The 22655-nt window shown below is 69.0% G+C and carries 20 protein-coding genes; 13 read left to right on the top strand and 7 right to left on the bottom strand.

Features of this window, described 5'->3' with window-relative positions:
* Positions 1-17: 17 nt before the first annotated feature.
* Genes A5709_RS13195 through A5709_RS13205 form a run of 3 tightly spaced genes read left to right on the top strand, consistent with a single transcriptional unit; the run spans position 18 to position 3402 of the window.
* On the top strand, positions 18-767 hold the full coding sequence (locus tag A5709_RS13195) for a DUF2786 domain-containing protein (RefSeq protein ID WP_068120265.1): 750 nt from the start codon (positions 18-20) through the stop codon (positions 765-767).
* Complete coding sequence (locus A5709_RS13200) at positions 764-1276, top strand: TIGR04338 family metallohydrolase (RefSeq protein ID WP_068120267.1); 513 nt, start codon at positions 764-766, stop codon at positions 1274-1276. The genes A5709_RS13195 and A5709_RS13200 overlap by 4 nt, the downstream gene beginning before the upstream one ends.
* 50 nt (positions 1277-1326) lie before the next feature.
* A complete protein-coding gene (locus tag A5709_RS13205) occupies positions 1327-3402 on the top strand; it encodes a beta-glucosidase (RefSeq protein WP_068120284.1) in 2076 nt (691 codons plus the stop codon).
* A 115-nt stretch (positions 3403-3517) separates the two neighbouring features.
* Here the strand turns inward: A5709_RS13205 and mymT are convergent, their stop codons facing one another.
* Positions 3518-3664, bottom strand: a complete 147-nt coding sequence (gene mymT / locus A5709_RS27465) for a metallothionein MymT (RefSeq protein ID WP_082953243.1) — start codon at positions 3662-3664, stop codon at positions 3518-3520.
* Positions 3665-3821: 157 nt separating this feature from the next.
* Here mymT and A5709_RS13210 point away from each other — a divergent pair, with 157 nt between their 5' ends.
* On the top strand, positions 3822-4478 hold the full coding sequence (locus A5709_RS13210) for an O-methyltransferase (RefSeq protein WP_068008530.1): 657 nt from the start codon (positions 3822-3824) through the stop codon (positions 4476-4478).
* Positions 4479-4484: 6 nt separating this feature from the next.
* On the opposite strand, the gene A5709_RS13215 is transcribed toward A5709_RS13210, so the two are convergent.
* Entirely contained in the window at positions 4485-5468 is a 984-nt protein-coding gene (locus A5709_RS13215; RefSeq protein WP_068008525.1) for a nitronate monooxygenase family protein, read from the bottom strand.
* A 162-nt stretch (positions 5469-5630) separates the two neighbouring features.
* On the opposite strand from A5709_RS13215, the gene A5709_RS13220 reads away from it, so the two are divergent.
* Positions 5631-6071: an SPW repeat protein gene (locus A5709_RS13220; RefSeq protein ID WP_067946252.1), complete on the top strand. Its 441-nt coding sequence runs from the start codon at positions 5631-5633 to the stop codon at positions 6069-6071.
* Positions 6072-6105: 34 nt separating this feature from the next.
* On the opposite strand, the gene ilvD is transcribed toward A5709_RS13220, so the two are convergent.
* Positions 6106-7821, bottom strand: coding sequence for a dihydroxy-acid dehydratase (gene ilvD / locus A5709_RS13225; RefSeq protein ID WP_068120269.1), 1716 nt, complete (start codon positions 7819-7821; stop codon positions 6106-6108).
* A gap of 115 nt (positions 7822-7936) precedes the next feature.
* On the opposite strand from ilvD, the gene A5709_RS13230 reads away from it, so the two are divergent.
* The 5 genes from A5709_RS13230 to A5709_RS13250 all read left to right on the top strand — a co-directional run bounded on the left by A5709_RS13230 (position 7937) and on the right by A5709_RS13250 (position 13662).
* Positions 7937-8227: a metal-sensitive transcriptional regulator gene (locus A5709_RS13230; protein WP_067742523.1), complete on the top strand. Its 291-nt coding sequence runs from the start codon at positions 7937-7939 to the stop codon at positions 8225-8227.
* 134 nt (positions 8228-8361) lie between these two features.
* Positions 8362-9600, top strand: a complete 1239-nt coding sequence (locus A5709_RS13235; protein WP_068120272.1) for an MFS transporter — start codon at positions 8362-8364, stop codon at positions 9598-9600.
* A 118-nt stretch (positions 9601-9718) separates the two neighbouring features.
* Positions 9719-10723 (top strand): L,D-transpeptidase family protein, encoded by a 1005-nt coding sequence (locus A5709_RS13240; RefSeq protein ID WP_068120274.1) that lies wholly within the window; start codon positions 9719-9721, stop codon positions 10721-10723.
* Between the two features lie 135 nt (positions 10724-10858).
* The gene (locus tag A5709_RS13245) at positions 10859-11440 is read left to right on the top strand and encodes a TetR/AcrR family transcriptional regulator (protein WP_156744864.1); all 582 of its coding nucleotides are present in this window, start codon (positions 10859-10861) and stop codon (positions 11438-11440) included.
* Positions 11437-13662 (top strand): molybdopterin-dependent oxidoreductase, encoded by a 2226-nt coding sequence (locus A5709_RS13250; protein ID WP_068120276.1) that lies wholly within the window; start codon positions 11437-11439, stop codon positions 13660-13662. Before A5709_RS13245 ends, A5709_RS13250 begins: the two co-directional genes overlap by 4 nt.
* On the opposite strand, the gene A5709_RS13255 is transcribed toward A5709_RS13250, so the two are convergent.
* Positions 13659-15644 (bottom strand): M13 family metallopeptidase, encoded by a 1986-nt coding sequence (locus tag A5709_RS13255; RefSeq protein ID WP_068120278.1) that lies wholly within the window; start codon positions 15642-15644, stop codon positions 13659-13661. The two genes, A5709_RS13250 and A5709_RS13255, sit on opposite strands and share 4 nt — an antisense overlap.
* A gap of 41 nt (positions 15645-15685) precedes the next feature.
* On the opposite strand from A5709_RS13255, the gene A5709_RS13260 reads away from it, so the two are divergent.
* On the top strand, positions 15686-16342 hold the full coding sequence (locus tag A5709_RS13260) for a hypothetical protein (protein WP_067946238.1): 657 nt from the start codon (positions 15686-15688) through the stop codon (positions 16340-16342).
* Positions 16339-17022: a hypothetical protein gene (locus A5709_RS13265; RefSeq protein ID WP_068120280.1), complete on the top strand. Its 684-nt coding sequence runs from the start codon at positions 16339-16341 to the stop codon at positions 17020-17022. The genes A5709_RS13260 and A5709_RS13265 overlap by 4 nt, the downstream gene beginning before the upstream one ends.
* Here A5709_RS13265 and A5709_RS13270 read toward each other — a convergent pair whose 3' ends face one another.
* Positions 17023-17565 carry a hypothetical protein gene (locus A5709_RS13270; protein WP_067946234.1) on the bottom strand — a complete coding sequence of 181 codons (543 nt, stop codon included), beginning with the start codon at positions 17563-17565 and terminating at the stop codon, positions 17023-17025.
* Complete coding sequence (locus tag A5709_RS13275; RefSeq protein WP_068120282.1) at positions 17562-20612, bottom strand: efflux RND transporter permease subunit; 3051 nt, start codon at positions 20610-20612, stop codon at positions 17562-17564. The genes A5709_RS13270 and A5709_RS13275 overlap by 4 nt, the downstream gene beginning before the upstream one ends.
* 328 nt (positions 20613-20940) lie before the next feature.
* Here A5709_RS13275 and A5709_RS13280 point away from each other — a divergent pair, with 328 nt between their 5' ends.
* The gene (locus tag A5709_RS13280) at positions 20941-21492 is read left to right on the top strand and encodes a hemophore (RefSeq protein WP_067946230.1); all 552 of its coding nucleotides are present in this window, start codon (positions 20941-20943) and stop codon (positions 21490-21492) included.
* On the opposite strand, the gene A5709_RS13285 is transcribed toward A5709_RS13280, so the two are convergent.
* The coding region (locus A5709_RS13285; protein WP_369827322.1) for a YbhN family protein at positions 21489-22655 on the bottom strand (1167 nt) is incomplete at its 5' end. The two genes, A5709_RS13280 and A5709_RS13285, sit on opposite strands and share 4 nt — an antisense overlap.

The following is a 22655-nucleotide window of genomic DNA, read 5'->3' on the forward strand; positions in this document are numbered from 1 at the left end:
CACGTAGTTTGGCGCGTATGACCGACGACAAAATGCTGGCCCGCATCGCCGCGCTGTTGCGTCAGGCCGAAGGCACCGACAATCCGCACGAGGCGGACGCCTTCATGAGCGCCGCGCAGCGGTTGGCGACGGCGGCCTCGATCGACCTGGCGGTGGCGCGGTCGCACGCCGCCAACCGCTCACCGGCGCAGGCACCGACCCAGCGCACGATCACCATCGGCAACGCGGGCACCAAGGGGCTGCGGACGTATGTGCAGCTGTTCGTGTTGATCGCCTTGGCCAATGACGTGCGCTGTGATGTGGCGTCGAATTCGACATTCGTTTACGCCTACGGGTTCGCCGAGGACATCGACGCTACGCACGCGTTGTACGCCAGCCTGGTCGTCCAGATGGTGCGGGCGTCGGATGCCTACCTCGCGTCGGGCGCGCACCGGCCCACCCCGACCATCACCGCGCGGCTCAACTTCCAGCTGGCCTTCGGCGCGCGGGTGGGCCAGCGCCTGGCGGAGGCGCGCGACGAGGCCCGGCGCGAGGCCACCAAGGACCGTCGGCGTCCGCCGGGCACCGCTATTGCATTGCGGGACAAGGATATCGAGCTACACGACTATTATCGGAGCGCGTCGAAGGCACGCGGTACCTATCAGGTGAGCCGGGCGACGGCCGGCTATTCGTCGGCGGCGCGGCGCACCGGCGACCGCGCCGGTCGGCGAGCGCGGCTGGGCAACAGCCCCGAACTGCCCGGAGCGCGCGCCCCGCTGGGCCGGTGAGCCCGGAGCGGTCCGCCAGGCGGGACTCACAGCGAGCCAAGGTGTACGCCGCCGAGGAGTTCGTCCGGACGCTGTTCGACCGCGCCGCCGAACACGGGTCGCGCGCCGTGGACTTCTTCGGCGCGCAGCTCACGCTGCCGCCGGAGGGGCGATTCGGCTCGGTCTCCGCCGTCCAGCGCTATGTTGACCAGGTGCTTTCCTTGCCGGCGGTGTGCCGGCGGTGGCCCGCCGTCCCGCCATTGCGGGTGCGCCCGCGCCGGGCCGCGACCGCCGCCCACTACGAATTTCGTGATGGCGCAGGCATTATCGCCGTCCCCGACCGCGACACCGCCGACTGGGCGCTGCGCGAGCTGGTGGTGCTCCACGAAGTCGCGCACCACCTGTGCCAGGCCGAGCCGCCACACGGCCCCGAGTTCGTCGCGACGTTCGGTGAGCTGGCGGAGCTGGTGATGGGGCCCGAACTCGGGCACGTGCTCCGGGTCGTGTACGCGAAAGAGGGTGCGCGGTGAGCTCGTTCGGCGGTGACGCCGACGCCCGGGCGCATGCGGTCGAAGCCCGGATGACCGACGACGAGCGATTCGCGCTGCTGGTCGGCGTGATGGGTGCCGGTGAAATGTGGCCGGTGCGCGATGAGCGCATCCCACCGGAGGTTCCGATGAGCGCCGCCTACGTCCCGGGCGTTCCGCGGCTGGGCGTGCCGGCGTTGCTGATGAGCGATGCCGGGCTGGGCGTGACCAACCCGGGCTATCGCCCGGGTGACACGGCCACGGCGCTGCCCGCCGGGCTCGCGATGGCCGCCGGCTTCGACCCGACACTGGCCCGCGCCGCGGGTGAGGTGATCGGCCGGGAGGCCCGCAGTCGCGGGTTCAACGTGCAGCTCGCGGGGTCGATGAACCTCGCGCGCGACCCGCGCAACGGGCGCAACTTCGAATACCTCTCCGAGGACCCGCTTTTGACCGCGACTATCGCCGCGGAGTCGATCAACGGCATCCAGGGGCAACGTGTGATCTCGACGGTCAAGCACTTCTCGCTGAACTGCAACGAGACCAATCGGCACTTCTTGGACGCGGTCATCGACCCCGACGCGCATCGCGAATCCGACCTGCTGGCCTTCGAGATCGCCATCGAGCGAGCGCAGCCGGGTGCGGTGATGACCGCCTACAACAAGGTCAACGGAACGTACGCCGCCGCTAACGACGTCCTGATCAACGCGGTGCTCAAAGGTGCCTGGGGATACCGGGGTTGGGTCATGTCCGACTGGGGGGCCACGCCGTCGTGGGAGTGCGCGCTGGCGGGGCTGGACCAAGAGTGTGGGTCGCAAATCGACGCGCTGCTGTGGCAGTCGGAGACATTCGGTGAGCCGCTGCGGGCCGCTCATGCGGACGGCAGGCTGACCCACGAACGTCTCTCGGACATGGTCCGGCGGATCCTGCGGTCGATGTTCGCGGTCGGCGTCGACCGGGCCGAAGCCGCGCCCGCGCCGGACATGGCCGCGCACAACGAAATCGCGTTGCGGATCGCCCGGCAGGGAATCGTGCTGTTGACCAACCGCGGTCTGCTGCCCCTGGCGCCGGAGTCGACCGCGAGGATCGCCGTCATCGGCGGATATGCACACGTCGGGGTGCCGGCCGGCTACGGGTCCAGCGCCGTCGTCCCGCCGGGCGGCTACGCGGCCGTCATCCCGATCGGCGGCTCGGGGCTGGAGGCCGGGCTGCGCAAGCTGCACTTACTGCCGTCCAGCCCCCTGGACGAGCTGCGAAAGCAATTCCCCAGCGCCCAAATCGAATTCGATCCCGGCGTGAGTCCCGCCGAGGCCGTGTTCGCGGCGCGACGTGCCGACATCGCCATCGTGTTCGCGATCCGCGCCGAAGGGGAGGGATACGACACCGCCGACCTGTCGCTGCCCTGGGGACAGGACGCGCTGATCTCCGCCGTGGCGGACGCCAACCCCAACACCGTCGTGGTGCTCGAAACCGGCAACCCGGCGAGCATGCCCTGGCGGGATTCGGTCCGGGCCATCCTGCAGGCCTGGTATCCGGGGCAGTCCGGCGGCAGGGCCATCGCGGAAGTACTTGCCGGCCAGGCCAATCCATCGGGAAGGCTGCCGATCACCTTTCCGGTTGACCTGGACCAGACGCCGCGCCCGGAGCTGCCGGGACGCGACGCCCCGTGGGGCGTGCCGAGCACGATCGACTACCTCGAGGGATCCGATGTCGGCTACCGCTGGTTCGCCACCACCGGCGAGACCCCGATGTTCGCCTTCGGTCATGGCCTGTCCTACACCGACTTCGAGTATCGTGATCTGACGGTCACCGGCGGGGACACGGTGACCGCCAGCTTCAGCGTCGTCAACATCGCCAGCCACGCCGGCGCCGACGTCCCGCAGCTGTACCTGACCGCCGCTCCGGACCGAAAATGCCTGCGTCTGCTGGGATTCGAACGAGTCGAGCTGGAACCGGGCGCCACGCGCCGCGTCACCATCGAGGCGGATCCACGCCTGCTCGCCCGCTACGACGGTAATGCGGGAAGCTGGCGCATCACGGCGGGCGGTTATCTGGTCGCGGTCAGCGCGTCGGCGGTCGCGCCGCGGCTGGCGGCGACGGTAGAGCTCGCCGGTCGTACGTTCGGACGCTGATCCGCGGCCGCTGGCCGCATCGAGTGTGCGTTCACGGCTTTGACCGTGCGCTCAGGGTTGTTCCCCCCCGGCGTGGCGCCGCCCTGGACGCACACTCGACGCGCGCCTCAGCGGGCTACTTGACGGGGGTCAGCTCGTCGCCGCAGGTGCAGCGGTACGGCTCGCCCGAACCGGCGCAGTGGCAGGGGACCTCGATACGAACGCGACACCCGCAGCCCTCGTGGCCGCAGGTCAGTTCGGTGCCTGCTTCGTAATTTGCCATTTCACTCACCCATTTCTTTGTCGTGGACTCTTACGGCTGTGATCGACCACAACGCCACTATATACCCCCCATGGGTATCCGGTAAATGGTCGTGACCCGTCCGATACCGATCGGACCGTCACTGCCGGGGCGGCCTCGCGCGGCTAGCGTTGACCACATGACGCAGAAACCGACCCCCCAAGACGTGGACGCTTTTCTGGACAACACCGTGGTTGGCGACGACCCGGCCCTGCGCGCGGCACTGGAAGCCAGCGACGCCGCGGGGTTACCGCAGATCGCCGTGTCGGCCCAGCAGGGCAAGTTTCTGAGCCTGTTGGCCGGGACCATCCAGGCGCGGCGCATCCTCGAGATCGGCACGCTGGGCGGCTTCAGCACGATCTGGCTGGCCCGCGGTGCCGGCCCGCAGGGCCGGGTGGTGACGCTCGAATACGAACCCAAGCACGCCGAGGTCGCGCGGGCCAACTTGGAGCGGGCGGGTCTCGCCGACCGGGTGGAGGTGCTAGTGGGCGCCGCACTGGACACGCTGCCGACATTGAACGGCGGCCCGTTCGACCTGGTGTTCATCGACGCCGATAAGGAGAACTATGTCGCGTACCTGCAGTGGGCGGTCCGGCTGGCCCGTCCCGGCGCAGTCATCGTGGCAGACAACGTCATTCGAGAGGGGCAGGTTTTGGACCCGCAGGACAACGCCCAGGCGCGGGCGGTGCGCGAGACGCTGGAGCTGATGGGTGAGCACCCGCGACTGGACACGGCGGTGATCCAGACGGTGGGGGCCAAGCGCTGGGATGGCTTCGCGCTTGCGCTGGTGCGCTAGCGCCGATCAGCGTGGGCCGAGGTCGGCGACCGCCTGGGCGGCGGAGGTGAGTTCGCCGATGCGCAGCGCTGTTTCACCGGCGTACAGCGCCGCGCGGTCCACCCACGCATCGGGCATCGTGGCGAGCGGTGCCAGCGGGGTGAACAGCGGGCGGCCCACCGACTGCAGGCGCATCAATGCGCCGGCGTCGAAGTAGCCCAGCGCGGCCATCGAGCGGCTGGCCGCGTTGACGGACGCCGGCAAAGCCTTTGCCCAGCCGTCGTCGCGGCACCAGCGCCGCGTCGCGGCGTTGGGCACGACGCGATGCCGCAGCGGCCAGCTCAGTCCGAAGAGGTTGGTCTCGATCGTCTTGTCCGCCTGGGCTACTCGCCGCTGATACTCCCGGTTGGCGTTGGCTTCGTGCGTCATCAGGAATCGCGTCCCGGCGACGACGCCGCTGGCGCCCGCCGCCAGGGCGGCCCGGGTGTCGGCGCCGGTGGCGATACCGCCGGCGAGAAAGACCGGGCGGCCGCCGGCCGCCGCCAGCGCCTGCGGCAGGAACCGCAGTGCCGGCATGGTGCCGACGAGGTGGCCACCGGCCTCGCGGCCCTGCGCGATCAAACCGTCGGCGCCCCAACCGATGGCGGCGCCGGCTTGTGCCGCGGTACCGACCATCACGAAGACGAAGATGCCGGCATCGCGAAGGTGCGCGACGAGTCCCCGCTTCTCACCGAACGCCAGCACGACGACGTCGACGCCGGCGTCGACACAGACCGCGACGTGCGAGCGGTGCACGAACGGCATCAACAGGTTCACTGCGATAGCCCGGCCCGGCGCCCGCTCCCGAACCTGATCGATGGCCGCCCGCAGTTGGCGCGGCGTGGCCAGGCCCAGGGTGCCGAGGCCACCCGCCTGGGCGACCGCACCCGCCAGCGCCCCGCCCGCCAGGCCGCCGCCCATACCCGCCTGCGCGACCGGAACATCCAGGCGCAGCCGGTCCGCGATGTCCACGTCTTACGACGCTACGCGCCAGGCCAATCCGTCCTCTGGCGGGCTCGATTTCGTTGCTGGCGCGGCGCGATCGAGCGTAATCTTGACGGCAGATGGATGGGTGCAGACGGCCCACAGTGCTTGCTACACAACGGGCTTGCTGCATAACAGAAAGGTCACAAAATGAGTACAGTCCATTCATCAATCGATCACCACCCGGATTTGTTGGCTTTGCGCGCGAGCTATGACCGCGTCGCCGAGTCGATGAGTGCGCACGTCACCTTTGGGCTGGCGTTGCTGACCGGCCTGTATGTGGCCGCGTCACCGTGGATGGTGGGTTTCAGCGCGACGGGATCGCTCGCCACGTCCAACCTGGTTGCCGGAATCGCCGCGGCGTTCTTGGCGTACGGGTTCGCCACGGCGCTCGACCGCGCACACGGCATGACCTGGACGATGCCGGTGCTCGGTGTGTGGGTCATCGTCTCGCTGTGGATTCTGCCGGGTGTGGCGCTGACCGCGGGCATGATGTGGTCGAACATCGTCGCCGGTGCGTTGTTGACGCTGTTGGGTCTCAACGCGACCTACTTCGGCAGGCGCACACGCGCGGCGGCCACCCACGCATAGTTTCCAAACCCGTTGAGCGAAGCGGCGATCGGAGCTAACCGCAGACCGCGCCGTTCGCCGCCGAGCTCACCAGCTTGACGTACTTCGCCAGTACGCCGGTCTGGTACCGCGGCGGGGGAGGAGCGAAACCCTTTCGCCGGGAATCGAATTCGGCCGGATCGACCAGGACGTCGAGGACCCGGTTCGCAACATCCAGGCGGATGGGGTCGCCGTCGCGCAGGAAGGCGATCGGCCCGGCGTCGACCGCCTCGGGTGCGATGTGGCCGACGCACAGGCCGGTCGTCCCGCCGGAGAAGCGGCCGTCGGTCAGCAGCAGCACGTCCTTGCCCAGGCCGGCACCCTTGATCGCGCCGGTGATCGCGAGCATTTCCCGCATTCCGGGTCCGCCCTTGGGGCCCTCGTAGCGAATCACCACGGCATCGCCCTTGGTGATCGTGCCGTCCTCCAGAGCGTCCAGCGCGGCGCGCTCACCGTCGAAAACCCTTGCCGTGCCTTCGAAGACGTCGGAGTCGAAGCCGGCGGACTTGACCACCGCGCCCTCGGGCGCCAGCGACCCACGCAGGATCGTGATGCCGCCGGTCGGGTGGATGGGATTGTCCAGGGCCCGCAGTACCTTGCCGTCCGGGTCGGGCGGGTCGATCGCGGCCAGGTTCTCCGCAACGGTCCGGCCCGTCACGGTCAGGCAATCGCCGTGCAGCAGGCCCGCATCCAGCAGCGCCTTCATCGCCACCGGAACGCCGCCGATCTGGTCGACGTGCGACATGACATGGCGGCCGAACGGTTTGACGTCGGCCAGGTGCGGAACCTTCGAACCGATCCGGCTGAAGTCGTCGAGCGACAACTCGACGGCGGCCTCGTGTGCGATCGCCAGCAGGTGCAGCACGGCGTTGGTCGACCCACCGAACGCCATCACCACCGCGATGGCGTTCTCGAACGCCTCCTTGGTGAGGATGTCGCGGGCGGTGATGCCGCGGCGCAGCAACTCCACGACGGCCTGGCCGCTGCGGCGGGCGAACCCGTCGCGGCGGTAATCGGTGGCCGGCGGGGCCGCGCTGCCGGGCAGCGACATGCCGAGGGCCTCCGCGGCGCTGGCCATCGTGTTGGCGGTGTACATGCCGCCGCACGCACCCTCGCTGGGACAGATCGCGCGCTCGATGGCGTCGACGTCCTCACGGGACATCAATCCGCGGGCGCACGCGCCCACGGCCTCGAACGCGTCGATGATGGTGACCTCGCGTTCCGTGCCGTCGGACAGCTTGGCTCGCCCGGGCAGGATCGAGCCCGCATACAGGAACACCGCCGCCAGATCCAGCCGGGCGGCGGCCATCAGCATCCCGGGCAGCGACTTGTCGCACCCGGCCAGCAGCACCGACCCGTCGAGGCGCTCGGCCTGCATCACGGTCTCGACGCTGTCCGCGATCACCTCGCGCGACACCAGCGAGAAGTGCATCCCCTCGTGGCCCATCGAGATGCCGTCGGAAACCGAGATCGTCCCGAACTCGAGCGGGTAGCCGCCGGCCGCGAACACCCCTTCCTTGACCGCCTTGGCGAGCCGGTCCAGCGAGAGGTTGCACGGGGTGATCTCGTTCCATGACGACGCCACCCCGATCTGCGGCTTGGCGAAGTCCTCGTCACCCATGCCGACCGCCCGCAACATGCCGCGCGCGGCGGCCTTCTCCAGGCCGTCGGTTACGTCACGACTGCGCGGTTTGATGTCGGCGGTTCCGGTCGCATCGGGTGTGGTGGCCATCCTGCAAGTATGCGTGAACTGGACGGACGGCAAATCCGCGGGTCATACCCGGGCGGGGTATAAAGTGGATTGGTGGCGCCGGCGGGCGCGTAGCGGCAGAGGGTGAGGCAGGGCGATGACGAACGAGCACGGATATTCGCAGCAGAAGGACAACTACGCCAAGCGGCTGCGGCGCATCGAGGGTCAGGTGCGGGGCATCGCCCGGATGATCGAGGAAGACAAGTACTGCATCGACGTCCTCACCCAGATCAGCGCGGTGAACAGCGCGCTGCGTTCCGTCGCGCTGAACCTGCTTGACGAGCACCTCAACCACTGCGTCACCCGGGCCGTGGCCGAGGGCGGCGACGACGCCGATCACAAGCTCGCCGAAGCCTCCGCCGCCATCGCGCGCCTGGTTCGTTCCTGATTGGTGACCGAGTTGAGACCCGAGCTCCGGCCCTGACAAGGGGGGAGCCGTAGTTGCGGTCCGTACGCTAAGGCAGTGTGATCGCATTAGGCGCGACAACCCAGGAACTGGGTAGCCCGGCCGATACCGACGCCATGACTGCCGAATCCAATGCTGCCGCTGCCGCGCGAACGTGGACCCCACGGATCGCCGCCCAGCTCGTCGTGCTGGCCGCGGCGGCGTTCATCTATGTCACCGCCGAGATCCTGCCCGTCGGCGCGCTGCCGGCGATCGCCCGCAACCTGCACGTCAGCCTGGTGCTGGTGGGCACCCTGTTGTCGTGGTACGCCCTGGTGGCGGCCCTGACCACGATCCCGCTGGTGCGCTGGACCGCGCACCTGCCGCGCCGCCGGGTGCTGGTCCTGAGCCTGACCTGCCTGACCGTCTCCCAGGTGATCTCCGCGCTGGCGCCCACCTTCGCGGTGCTGGCCGCCGGTCGCGTGCTCTGCGCGATCACCCACGGCCTGCTCTGGTCGGTCATCGCGCCGATCGCGACCCGGCTGGTACCGCCCAGCCACGCCGGCCGCGCGACGATGTCGATCTACATCGGGACCAGCCTGGCGCTGGTCGTCGGAAGCCCGCTGACCGCGGCGATGAGCCTGATGTGGGGCTGGCGCCTGGCGGTGGTGTGCGTGACCGTGGCGGCCGCCATCGTCACGGTGGCCGCCCGGGTGATGTTGCCGCAGATGGTGCTGACCGCGGACCAGCTCGAGTGCGTGGGGCCCCGGGCCCGCCACCACCGCAACCGCCGGCTGATCATCGTCAGCATCATCACCATGATCGGCGTGACCGGTCATTTCGTCTCGTACACCTACATCGTCGAGATCATCCGCGAAGTCGTCGGCGTGCGCGGGCCCAACCTCGCGTGGGTGCTGGCCGCTTACGGCGCCGCCGGGGTGCTCGCCGTCGGCCTGGTGGCGCGGCCACTCGACCGCCGGCCCAAAGGGGCGATCATCGGTTGCATGTTCGGCCTGACGGCCGCACTCGTCGTGCTGACCGCGCTGGCGCTGGGTGGCAAGCCCGCCGCGGCGGCGGCCTTGATCGGGACGGCCGCGATCGTGCTCTGGGGGGCGATGGCCACCGCCGTGTCGCCGATGATGCAGTCCGCCGCGATGCGCAGTGGCGCCGACGATCCCGACGGGGCGTCGGGGCTGTACGTGACGGCGTTTCAGGTGGGCATCATGGCGGGCGCGCTCGCCGGCGGCCTGCTCTATGAGCGCAGCGTCGTCCTGATGCTGGCCGCGTCGGCCGGTTTGATGGCTGCCGCGCTGGTCGGTGCGGCGGCCAACCGCCAGGCGCTCGACGTTGCGCCGACAACCTCACGCGATTCATAGCTGACCAGCTCAACGGCGCAAATGCGGCCGAAACCCGGCACCCGGCAACCCGGAATGCGTTAGCTGGAGTGCGCCCTATGCCACACTGGGTCAGGTACTCGAGCGTGGAGGGATGCATATGTCGGGCTGGATGCGAGGGCGGTCTTGGACCGCCCTGAACGCAGCCGGATTGGCTTCTGTCATGGGTTTGGCACTGGTCCTAAGCGCCGCTCCGGCGCTTGCGGACCCGGACCCGGCCCCCGGTGATCCGGGCGTGGTGGCGGGCCCACCCGGGCCGCCCGCGCCGCCGCCCGACCCGTTCGCGCCGCCGCCTCCGCCCGACGCCCCGGCACCGCCGCCGTGGATGCCCCCGATGGCGCAGCCGGCGGCCGCCTCGGCCGCGGGGCAGAACCCCACCCCGTTCACCGGGAAGGCCCCGTTCGGGCCGCCGACATTCGTCCCGAAAACCGGCTCGACGGTCGGGGTGGCCCAGCCGATCATCATCAACTTCCCCGGAACGGTTGACGACGCCGGCGCGGCCATCGATGCGGTCCACGTCTCGTCCGTGCCGCCGGTGCCGGGCAAGTTCTACTGGATGACCCCGACCCAGCTGCGCTGGCGTCCGCTGAGCTTCTGGCCCGCGCACACCGCGGTGACCGTCGACGCCGGGGGCACAGTCACCAACTTCCAGACCGGCGACACGCTGGTGGCCACGGCTGACGACGCCACCCATCAGCTGACCATCACCCGCAACGGCACCGTGGAGAAGACCTTCCCGATGTCGATGGGCATGACGTCCGGCAACCACCAGACGCCCAATGGCACCTACTACGTGCAGGACAAGAAGGCGTCGGTGGTGATGGACTCGTCGACCTACGGGGTCCCGGTCAACTCGACCTACGGCTACAAGGTGACGGTGGAGGACGCGGTCCGCTTCGACAACGTCGGCGACTATGTGCACAGCGCGCCGTGGTCGGTCGACGATCAGGGCAAGCGCGACGTCAGCCACGGCTGCATCAACATCAGCCCCACCAACGCCAAGTGGTTCTTCGACAACTTCGGCCCGGGTGATCCCATCGTCGTGAAGAACTCCAGCGGCGGCAATTACAAGAAGAACGACGGCTCCGCCGACTGGATCAACTGACGGCTTAACCGACAAGACACAAGATCGCCCAATTCCGGCTCGGAATGGGCGATCTTGTGTCTGCTCGTGGTACCCCTTGCGCGCCGCGCATTATGTATAGCAACATACATAACCAAGCGGCCCGAAGGAGCGGCGATGCGCAGTCCACGCGAGCGGATGGTGATCTCGGCCGCGTTGTTGATCAGGGAGCGAGGGGCCCACGCCACCGCGATCTCGGACGTCCTCGAGCACAGCCGCGCACCGCGCGGATCGGCCTATCACTACTTCCCGGGCGGCCGGACCCAACTGCTCTGCGAGGCGGTGGATTACGCCGGCGAGCACGTCGCCGCGATCATCGCCGAAGCTGAAAACGGCCCCCAGCTGATGGACACCCTCATCGACAAGTATCGCCGCCAGTTGCTCGACAGCGACTTCCGCGCGGGCTGCCCCGTGGTCGCGGTTTCCGTGGAGGCCGGCGAGGAAGAGCGCATGGCGCCCGTCGTCGAACGGGCGGCGTCGGTGTTCGACCGCTGGACCGACCTGATCGCGCAGCGCTTCGTCGCCGACGGGATACCGCGCGCACGGGCCGGCGACTTGGCGATGCTGGCCACCACCGCGCTGGAGGGCGCGATCGTGCTGGCCCGGGTGCGGCGCGACCTGAGCCCCCTCGACGTCGTGCACCGCCAGCTACGTGACCTGCTGTCGGCCGAGGCGAACGGAAAGGACCTCCCGCGATGACCGGTGAATGGAAGCCCACGGCGTGCATCCTCTGCGAGTGCAACTGCGGCATCGTCGTCCAAGTCGAAGATCGGAAGCTGGCCCGCATCCGGGGCGACAAGGCCCACCCGGCGTCGCAGGGTTACACCTGCAACAAAGCCTTGCGGCTGGACCACTATCAAAACAGCGGCGCCCGATTGACCTCTCCGCTGCGCCGGCGCGCCGACGGCACTTTCGAGGAAATCGACTGGGACACCGCGATTGTCGAGATCGCCGACGGGTTCAAGCACATCCGCGACGCCTACGGCGGAGACAAGATCTTCTACTACGGCGGTGGCGGGCAGGGCAATCACCTGGGCGGTGCCTACAGCGGCGCCTTCCTCAAAGCCCTCGGCTCGCGATACCGGTCAAATGCCCTGGCGCAGGAGAAGACCGGTGAAGCCTGGATCGACACTCAGCTGTACGGCGGTCACACGCGGGGCGAATTCGAGCACGCCGAAGTGTCAGTGTTCGTCGGGAAGAACCCGTGGATGTCGCAGAGCTTTCCCCGCGCCCGGGTGGTGCTCAACGAGATCGCCAAGGACCCGGACCGGTCGATGATCGTCATCGATCCGGTCGTCACCGACACCGCCAAGATGTCCGACTTTCATCTACGGGTGCAACCCGGCACCGACGCGTGGTGCCTGGCCGCGCTGGCGGCCGTCCTGGTCCAGGAAAACCTCTGTGACGAAACGTTTCTGGCCGAACACGTGCGCGGCGCCGACGCCGTCCGCGCCGAGCTGCGCGAGGTGCCGGTTGCCGACTACGCGCAACGGTGCGGGGTGGACGAGGAGTTGTTGCGCGCGGCGGCGCGGCGCATCGCCGCCGCGGACAGCGTCTCGGTATTCGAGGATCTCGGCGTGCAGCAGGCGCCCAACAGCACGCTCTGCTCGTACCTGAACAAGCTGCTGTGGATATTCACCGGCAACTTCGCGAAAAAGGGTGGCCAGCATCTACATTCGGCCTTCGGGCCGCTGTTCGGCCAGTTCTCCGGGCGCACCCCGGTGACCGGCGCCCCCATCATCTCCGGATTGGTGCCCAGCAACGTCGTGCCCGAGGAGATCCTGACCGACCACCCGGACCGGTTCCGGGCCATGATCGTGGAGAGCAGCAATCCCGCGCATTCGCTGGCCAACTCGGCCGCCTGCCGGGAGGCCTTCAAAGCGCTGGAACTGATGGTCGTCATCGACGTCGCGATGACCGAGACCGCCCGGCTCGCGCACTACGTGCTGCCCGCTGCGTCCCAGTTCGAGAAGCCGGAAGCCACATTCTTCAATCTAGAGTTCCCGCACAACGCTTTTCAGCTGCGCCGGCCGTTACTCGAACCGCTGCCGGGGACGCTGCCCGAGCCGGAGATCTGGGCTCGGCTGGTGCGCGCCCTGGGCGTGGTCGACGACAAGGATCTGCGGCCACTGTCCGAAGCCGCCCGGCGCGGGCGAGCGGCCTACACCGAAGCCTTCCTGACCGCCACCGCGACCAACCCGACCGTCGCCAAGCTGCTTCCCTATGTCCTCTACGAGACGCTCGGGCCCACGCTGCCGGACGGCCTGCGCGGCGCGGCCGCGCTGTGGGGGCTCGCCCAGAAGGCCGCGCTGACCTATCCCGAGGCGGTGCGCCGCGCCGGTCACGCCGACGGCAACGCGCTGTTCGACGCAATCCTCGACACCCCGTCCGGGGTGACGTTCACCGTCCACAACTACGAGGACGACTTCGCTTTGATCAGCCACGCCGACCACAAGATCGCGCTGGAAATCCCCGCGATGCTCGACGATTTGCGGGCGCTGACCGGGGCCCCGCCGCGCCTGACCACGCCGGATTTCCCGATCGTGCTGTCGGTGGGCGAGCGCCGCGCCTACACCGCCAACGACATCTTCCGCGACCCCTCCTGGCGCAAACGCGACGCGGACGGTGCGCTGCGCGTGAGCGTCGAGGACGCCCAGGCACTCGGACTCGTCGACGGGTGCCGCGCCCGCATCAGCACCGCGGCCGGCAGTGCCGAGGCCACCGTCGAGATCACCGAGACCATGCTGGCCGGACATGCGGCCCTGCCCAACGGGTTTGGGCTCGACTACGTCGACGCCGACGGGCATACCGTGGTCCGGGGCGTCGCCCCGAACGCGCTCACCTCGACGGAGTGGCGCGACCCCTACGCCGGCACGCCGTGGCACAAGCACGTGCCGGCGCGCATCGAAGCGGTCGCTTAGTTCCAGATCCTGACCCGCCGCTGCGGCTCGAGGAACAACGCGTCGCCCTCGGCGACTCCGAACGCCTCGTAAAAGGCGTCCATATTGCGGATGACGCCGTTGCAGCGGAACTCCGGCGGCGAGTGCGGATCGGTCGCCAACCGCCGGATCGCTTCCGCCCGACGGGATTTGGTGCGCCACACCTGAGCCCAGCCGTAGAACACCCGCTGCACCCCGGTGAGACCGTCGATGACGGGCGCGGGTTGGCCCTGCAGCGACAGCTGATAGGCCAGCAGGGCGATCGACAAGCCGCCCAGGTCGCCGATGTTCTCCCCGACGGTGAAGGCGCCGTTGACGTGGTGACCGGTGTCCAGCCCGCGCGGCGTGTACGCCTCGTACTGCTCGATCAGGGCCTTGGTGCGAGCGCCGAATTCGGCGCGGTCGGCGTCGGTCCACCAGTCCACCAGGTTGCCGTCGCCGTCGTACTTGGCGCCCTGGTCGTCGAAGCCGTGCCCGATCTCGTGCCCGATCACCGAGCCGATCCCGCCGTAGTTGGCGGCGTCGTCGGCCTCGGCGTCGAAGAACGGCGGCTGCAGAATGGCTGCCGGAAAGACGATTTCGTTCATCCCCGGGTTGTAGTAGGCGTTGACCGTCTGGGGCGTCATGAACCACTCGTCCTTGTCGACCGGGCCGCCCAGCTTGGCGAGTTCGCGGTCGTGGTTGACCGCGTAGCCGCGCTGGAAGTTGCCGTAGAGGTCGGTGCGGTCGATCACCACCTTGGAGTAGTCCCGCCACTTCGCCGGGTAGCCGACCTTGGCGACGAACTTGTCCAGCTTGGCCAGGGCACGCTCCCGGGTTTGCGGCGTCATCCAGTCCAGCTCGTTGATGGACAGCCGGTAGGCCGACTTCAGGTTCTCCACCAGCGCGTCGATGCGGGCTTTGGCGTCCGGCGGGAAATACCGCTGTACATAGAGCTTTCCGACGGCATCGCCCATCAGGTGTTCCACCAGCGACACCGCCCGCTTCCAGCGTTCCCGGATCTGCTCGGCGCCGGTGAGCAGGCGGCCGTAGAAGTCGAAATCCGCGGCGACCAGCTCGTCGGTCAACCAGGACGCACGGGCACGGATCAACCGCCAACGGGCCCAATCCTTCCAGTCCGCCAGGTCGGCGCTGGACCACAGGGCGGCGAAGGCGGTGAGGTAATCAGGTTGCCGCACAATGGTTTCCGCGAATTCCTCCGGTGTGGCGCCCAGCGCGTCAACCCAGCCGGTCCAGTCGAAGCCCCGCCCTTCGGTCTGCAGATCAGCGAAGGTGCGCAGGTTGTAACTGAGCTCGGCGTCCCGTCGCTTGACCACATCCCAGTGCGCGGCGGCCAGCTTGCCCTCCAGCGCCACGATGCGGGCCGCGGTGTCGGCGTGCGCGTCCGGCGCCGCGCCGTACACCAAGCCGAACATCCGCGCGATGTGACCGGGATATGCCGCCAGCACCTCGGCGTGCCGCTCTTCGCGGAAGTAGGACTCGTCGGGCAATCCGATGCCGGACTGGGTGACGTGCACCAGGTACCGGGCCGAGTTCTTGGCGTCGGTGTCGATATACAGCCCGACGCCGCCGCCCACTCCCGTGCGCTGAAGCGCACCAATCGCCGCGGCCAACGCGTCCGGGTCGGCGGCCTCGTCGATGGTGGCCAGCTCGTCGAGCAGCGGTTGCAGCCCGCGACGCTCGATGGCTTCCTCGTCGAGGAAGCTGGCGTAGAGGTCGCCGATGCGCTGCTGATCGGTGCCCGGGGCCGCGCCGGTCTCGCTGGCCTCGATGATCAGGTCGCGCACCTGTTCCTCGGCGCGGTCGTAAAGGTGGCGGAACGCGCCGTCGGTCGCCCGGTCCGCCGGGATCTCGTATTCGGCCAGCCAGCGGCCGTTGACGTGACCGAACAGGTCGTCCTGGGGGCGGGTGTTGGCGTCGACATGGCTCAGGTCGATCCCCGAGCGAATGGCCTCTACTGTCACCCCGCCATCCTTCCATCTTTGTCGGGTGCGACGATCGGGCCATGTCCGACGGCGAGCGCACCGAGCCAGCAACCCAGGAAACGGAAGAGGCAGACCTCGCCGACCCCGACGAAGACCTTGACGACGAATCGGAGGGCGCCGGCGGCCCGATGTTCTCCCCGTACGGCATCGCGTCGGCCGTCCTCGGCGTGCTGTCGGTGGCCGCGATCGTGTTCGGGTTCTTCCTCTGGTCCGGGCATCGCGACGACACGGCCGAGCGCCGCTACCTCACCCGCGTCATGCAAACCGCCGCCGACTGGACGGGCGTGCTGATCAACATGAACAGCGGCAACATCGACGCCAGCCTGCAACGGCTGCACGACGGCACGGTCGGCGAACTCAACACCGACTTCGACGCGGCCATGCAGCCCTATAAGCAGGTGGTGGAGAAGCTGCAGTCCAAGAGCGCCGGGCGCATTGACGCGGTGGCGGTCGAGGCCGTGCGTCACGACCTGGACACCCAGCCCGGCGTTTCCCGCCCAGTGGTGACCACCAAGCTGCCGCCCTTCGCGAGCCGCCTGGATTCGGTCATGCTGGTCGCGACGTCGGTCAGCGAGAACGCCGGCGCCAAACCGCAGACGGTGCACTGGAACCTGCGGCTCGACGTCGTCAACGTGGACGGCAAGCTGATGATCTCGGGACTGGAATCGATCCGATGAGAAACCTGTGGCGCCTGCTCGCGTTCGACATCCTGGCCCCGCTGGCCGCGATCACGGGGTTGCTGGCGATCGGCCTGATCCTGGGCTGGCCGCTGTGGTGGGTTTCGGCGTGCTCGGTGCTGGTGCTGCTGATCGTCGAGGGTGTCGGGGTCAATTTCTGGCTGCTGCGCCGTGATTCGGTCAGCGTCGGTACCGATGACGACGCACCGGGCCTGCGATTGGCCGTCGTCTTGCTCTGCACGGCAGCGCTGGTGGCCGCGGTGGTCACCGGATACACGCACTGGACGCGCTCGGACCGCGAGTTCAAGGACGACTCCCGCGACGTGGTTCGGGTCGCCACGGGCATGGCGGAGGCGATGGCGTCGTTCACCCCGGGCGCCCCGGACAGCTCCATCGACCGCGCCACGGCGCTGATCGTCCCCGACCACGCCGCCGCGTTCAAGGAGCAGTACACGAAGACCAGCGCCGAGCTCGCCCAGCACAACGTCACCGCTCAGGCCGCGACGCTGGCGGCCGGCGTCGAGGCCCTCGGGCCGTCGGCGGCCAGCGTGGCGGTGATCCTGCGGGTCACCCAGAACGCGCCGGGCCAGCCGGCCAGCCGGTCGGCGCCCGCGCTGCGGGTGGCGCTGACCAAGCGCGGCGGCGCATGGCTGGTATCGGACGTGCTGCCGATCAGGTGATCAGTTGGACTCGGCCGCGCGCGTCGACTTCACCTTGACGAACCGATCCGACAATCGGCGCATCCGGATCATCAGCGCGGCCGACGGGCTGGTGCTGCCGTCCAGGTAGGCGACGAGTTCTTCGGCGGTCACCCCGATGCGGGACGCGAATTCCTGCTCGGCCAGGCCCGAGCGGTCGATGAGCAGCCGCACGTGGCGGGCCACCTCGGCCCGTTCGTTGGCCTCCAGGTGGGTGCGGGCGCGTTCCAGCACCTCCCACAGCGCTTTGGAGATGCCGTAGGGACGGGTGCCTTCGAGCACCTCTTCGACCTGGCGGGCGGTCCGCCCATACGGATCGCGCTTCAACGCCGCGGCGATGCGCTTCCAGGTGGCGATGTCACCGCCTTGCAGCGCGGCGCGAATCGCGGACGTCGGCCAGAACTCCACGGGCTGGTCGGAGTCTTGAAGGGGTGCACTGCGGGATTCACCGCCGGGACCGGTGCGCGGATCGGTCGCCGGCCGCTGGGACGGCAGTGTGGAGCGTCGGTCAGGTGCCAACGTCACCTCGCCTCCTCCAGCATCGCTACGGCCACCGACAGGCAGCGCTGCCTGATCTCCTCCCAGTCCGGGTGGGCGTCGCCCTCGGAGGACCCCTGCTCGTCGTTCAAATCACAGGGATCCGGATCAGCGAGTCGACGGACCAACTGGGTGGCGATCCATTCCCGCCTGGGCGACTGACAACAGTAGTACCTGTCCATGCCGGCCAGCACCACAGCGGCGGTCTCGGGCTCCAACGTTTCAACCATATCGGCAAAGTCGGCGTAATCGCGGCGACTGTTACGGCACATGATGAGGTAGCCCTTCAGGCGCAGCGTCTCGGCGCCGGTCGGGACCAGCAGCCGGTCGCCGGTGGGCAACTGAACGTGGGTGGTCTCCACCGGGCTGCGGCGTTCGTACACCGGCCGGTCCGCGGTGTCGGTCTCGCTCTCCAGCGCGTCGATGGCGACCGAAAGCCGCCCCCGCCACAACGTGACCGGGTGGACGGGCCGGTCCGACCCCACGATCGCCTTGGCGATGCCGTTGCGTGACGTCAGGCCGCCGACCCGCTTCTTGGCCCCGGAGGCGCCGTTGGTGTGGCCGTTGCTGCCGGTCCTGCGGCCGGCGGCGCCCACCACGACGCCCGCCTTCTCGTCGTCGATGTTGACCTGGTGGGGAATTTGGCCGGGATCGCGACCGCGATCCTGGTCCGGCCCCTGCAGCAGCGCACCCTGCCTCTCCTTGCCGGTGCGCCCGCAGCCGGTGAACGCCAGCGGATCGGTCACGCAGATGGCGTCGGGCGCGAGGTGCTTGAGCTTGGCCGCCGACTTGAGCACCATCCGCAGGTCGGCGTTGGGCGCCGTCAGCGCCGAGATGTCGTCGGGAATGACCACGACGTCGCCGAGATCGACCTCCGGCAGCGGCCGGTCGAAGTCGACCGAGGGCAGCACGCGCGACAGCCACGGCGGGATCCACCAGTTCCACTGGGCGAACATCGCCATCAGCGCCGGTACCAGGACCAGCCGCACCACGGTCGCGTCCACGGCGATCGCCACCGCGCACGCCACGCCGATCTCGGCCACCAGCGGCATGCCGGCGAACGCGAAGCCGATGAAGACGGCGATCATGATCAGCGCCGCGCTGGTGATGGTGCGGGCGCTGGTGCTCACGCCGTACGCGACGGCGTCGCGGGTGTTCCCGGAATGCAGGAAGCGCTCCCTGATGCGGGTCAGCAGGAAGATCTCGTAGTCCATCGACAAGCCGAAGGTCATCGCCAGCACCAGCGGGGGGACCGTGCTGTCGATCGAGCTGATCTGGGCGAAGCCGAGGTCCTTCAGCCAGCCCCACTGGAACACCATCACCAGGCTGCCGTAGGCGGCCGCCACCGACAGCAGGGTCATCAGCACGCCCTTGAGCGCCAGGAACACCGAGTGGACCGACAGCAGCAGCATCACGAACGCGATCAGCGCCACGATCGCCAGCACCAGCGGCTCGGTCTTGGACACCTGGTCGTCGAAGTCCTTGATCAGCGCGGTCGGGCCCCCGACGTCCACCCGCGCGGTTCCCCTGTCGGGCACCTTGGGCAGCTGCGCGCGCATCCAGCCGACGGTCTCGCGGGCGCGCATGTCCTCGGGGTCGACCGACAACACCGCGGACAGCAGGGTGCTGCCGTTGTCCTCGGCGAATTGCGGCGGCGCCACGGAGACGATGTTCGGGGCCTGCGCCATCCGCTGCCGGATCGCGCCGATGGTCTGGCTGTGTTCGGGTGAGGCGGCGCCGCCGTCCGGGAAGGTGACCAGCACCCGGATCGGGCCGAGCGCGCCGGGGCCGAGGGCCTGGGCCGCCGCGCCCACCCCGGCGCGGATTTCGTGCGAGGAGTCGAACTGGCGCAGCAGGCTGTTGCCCAGCACCATCGATGAGGCCGGTGCCGCCATGACGAGCAGGACCAGCGAGGCGGCCAGCGCCGAGATCCACGGCCGGCGCATCACCCAGCCGATCCAGCGGTTCCAGAACCGGGATTGGCCACCCTCCGGCCCGCGCGACCAATGCAGGAACGCCGACCGCTTGGCGGCCGATCGGCCGAACGTCGCCAGCGCCGCCGGGGTCAGCGTGGTCGAGGTCAGCATCGCGACCGCGACCGCCAGAATCGCGCCCGTGGCCATCGATTTCAGCGCCGGGGTGTTGATCACGTAGATCCCGGTGAGCGAGGCGACGACGGTCATTCCGGACAGCACCACGGCCAGCCCCGAGGTGGCCATCGCAGCGTCGACGGCCTCCCGCGGCTCGCGGCCGGACCGCAGCTCCTCGCGGAAGCGCATCAAGATGAACAACGAATAGTCGACGGCGAGGGCGATCCCGAACATCGAGACCGTCGAGGTGACGAACACCGACATGGTCGTGTAGGCCGAGAGCAGGTAGACCAGGCCCATGGTGACCACGACCGTGCAGACACCGAGGGCAAGCGGAATCGCCGCGGCCGCCAGCGAACCGAACACCGCGAGCAGGACGATGAGGATCACGGGCAGGTTCCAGCGCTCGGCGGCGGCGATGTCGTGCTTGGTGTTCTGCGCTGCGGCGGCACTGAGCGCGCCCTGGCCGATCACGTACAGCCGCACCCGCCCGTCCGCGGTCTGGCCGGGCTGATCCCCGTTGACGCCGACCTTCTTGCGCAGCTGTTTGGCGACGTCGCTGGTGTTGCGGGAGTCCAGCCGCAGCGAAAGGACATACGGCCGGTCGGGTTGCGGTGGCCGCTGGGTGGGGTTGGGCACCTCCGAGACGCCGGGAACCTCGGCGGCGGTGCGCCGCAACAGCGCGACCGCGTCGTTGATGTCCGAGTAGCTGGCGTCCGGGCGCGGGGCCGCCACCAGGGCGAGCGAGGACGACCCCTGGTCGTGGTACAGCTCCTCGAGCTGGTCGTGGACGAGCAGCGACTGCGATCCGGCCACCTCGAAGCCGCCGCCGGTCAGATTCCCCGACTGCGTCAAGGCCAGATAGATCGCCGGAACCAAAGCCAGCAACCAGCCTGTGAAGACCAACCAGCGGTACTTACGCAGGCTGCGGCTGAGACGCATCATTAACTGCTGGATTTCGTCACTCCCCGTGTAGCGCGTAACGCGTGCTGGCGAGAATACCGCAGCGACCTGTGGATGATGTGAGCTTTCTAGTTCCTGAGCTGCAGCGACGGCGTTGTTGCCAAGACGCTGCCAAGTCGTTGTGAGCCGGTGACCGGGCGGGATTTTCCTCACAGGGCCTCGCTCGGGCTGGCAGGGGTGCCGCCGGCGATGGCAGGATGTCGGATGGCCCGGGGGCCCTGGGGAGCTCCGCTATCGAAGAGGCCGTCTATTGCAGCCGTTTGCGAGGCGTCGGTGCTGCGTGCGACGTCGCAAACACTAAGGAGTTTCCATGACGAGAGGCACCGCGACCGGGCGCCGCAGAATCTTCGCCGGGCTGATCGCCGCCACCGTGCCGTGCGCCGCCCTCGCGGTCCTGGCGGGGCCGGCTGCGACCGGCGCTACCGACCCGTGCTCGGCCAGCGAGGTCGCCCGGACGATCGGTTCGGTCTCCAAGTCGATGGGCGACTACCTGGACTCGCATCCGGAGACCAACCAGACGATGACCTCGATGCTGCAGCAGCAGGCGGGCCCGCAGTCGATGACCGGGCTGAAGTCCTACTTCGAGGCCAACCCCAAGGTGGCCGGCGACATGACGTCGATCGCCCAGCCCCTCACGAACCTGTCGCTGCAATGCAAGTTGCCGATCTCGCCCACCCAGGCGATGGGCATGATGCAGCAGGCGCAGGGAGCCGCCGGTGGGCTGCCCGCGCTGCCGGGCAATGCCGCGGGGGCGTCGCCGCTGGCCGGCACGCCGGCCGCCCCGCCCGCGGCCACCGGCCCCGTCGCACCAGCGCCGGCCAACCCGCTGTCGGGCCCGCCGCGCGGCAACACCGCCGGCTAGTTCTCGTTATCCGGGCTGCGATCGGGCGGTAACGGGCCCTGCAGCGCGGTCTCGGTCGGATCATTGACGGGCTGGCCCTGGTGCGCCGTCGGTTCGGGTTCCGGTGCGGGCTCCTCGTCGTCCGGGACGGCGACGTTTTCCGTGCGGAACACGAAGAAGAACACCACCCAGCCGATGGCGGACATGAGCAGCCAGCTGATCAGCCGGTAGATCAGCATGGCCGAGATCGCATTCGGCAGCGACATGCCGCTGGACACCAGCCCGGGCACCAGCACCGCCTCCACCACCAACAACCCGCCCGGCATCAGCGGTATCGTGCCGACGGCGCGGGCGGCCGCGTAGGCCACCGTCAGCCCGGCGACCGACGCATGGTCGCCGGCGGCGTACGCCGCGAAGCCGAGGCAGGCCACGTCGGCGACCCAGTTGAACATCGACCAACCGAACGCCACCCCCATGTCGCGCCGGCCCAGGCTCACCGATTCCAGCTGCATCAGGGTCTGGCGCCATCGGTCCAGGCCGGTGTCGGCGGGCCGGCCGCGCACGGAGTTGACCCAGGACAACACCCGGCAGCCGATGCCGTCGATCAGCTCCGGCCGCGACGCGACGGCCTGGGCGAGAATCAGCAACGCGACGAAGCCGCCGAGGGTGAACAGCAACGAGAACGGGTTGTTCTTCGCGCCGAGGAAGAACGCACCGCCCAGCCCCAGCAGCGCCAACCCGACGGCCTGTAGGACGCCACCCATTACCAGCTGCCACGACGCCACCACCGTCGAAGCACCCCAAAGCCGTTGCTGCCTAAGCAAAAACGTGGCGGACAGCACCGGCCCGCCGGGCAGCGTGGTGCTCAGCGAGTTGGCGGCATAGATGGCGGCCTCGGATCGCAATTGTTTGACGTGCACGCCGGCCGACCGCAGCAACGTGCGCTGGATTTGCGCGAAGCTGTGCATCGATGCGGCCGACGCCACCACCGACGCCAGCAGCCACCACCAGTTCGCCTCGTACAGGCTCATCCAGGCCTTGGCCAGCTGATGCCAGCCCAGGGCGACCTCCACGGCAAGCACGATGGCGACGATCCCGAGGATCACCCACCGACGAGCGGGATGAAGGCTCCCAGGAACACCAGGGAGGCCAGCGGCAGCGCCAGCGGGATGCCCATGATCGCC

The organism is Mycobacterium sp. E1386 (assembly GCF_001672745.1).
Taxonomy (GTDB): domain Bacteria; phylum Actinomycetota; class Actinomycetes; order Mycobacteriales; family Mycobacteriaceae; genus Mycobacterium.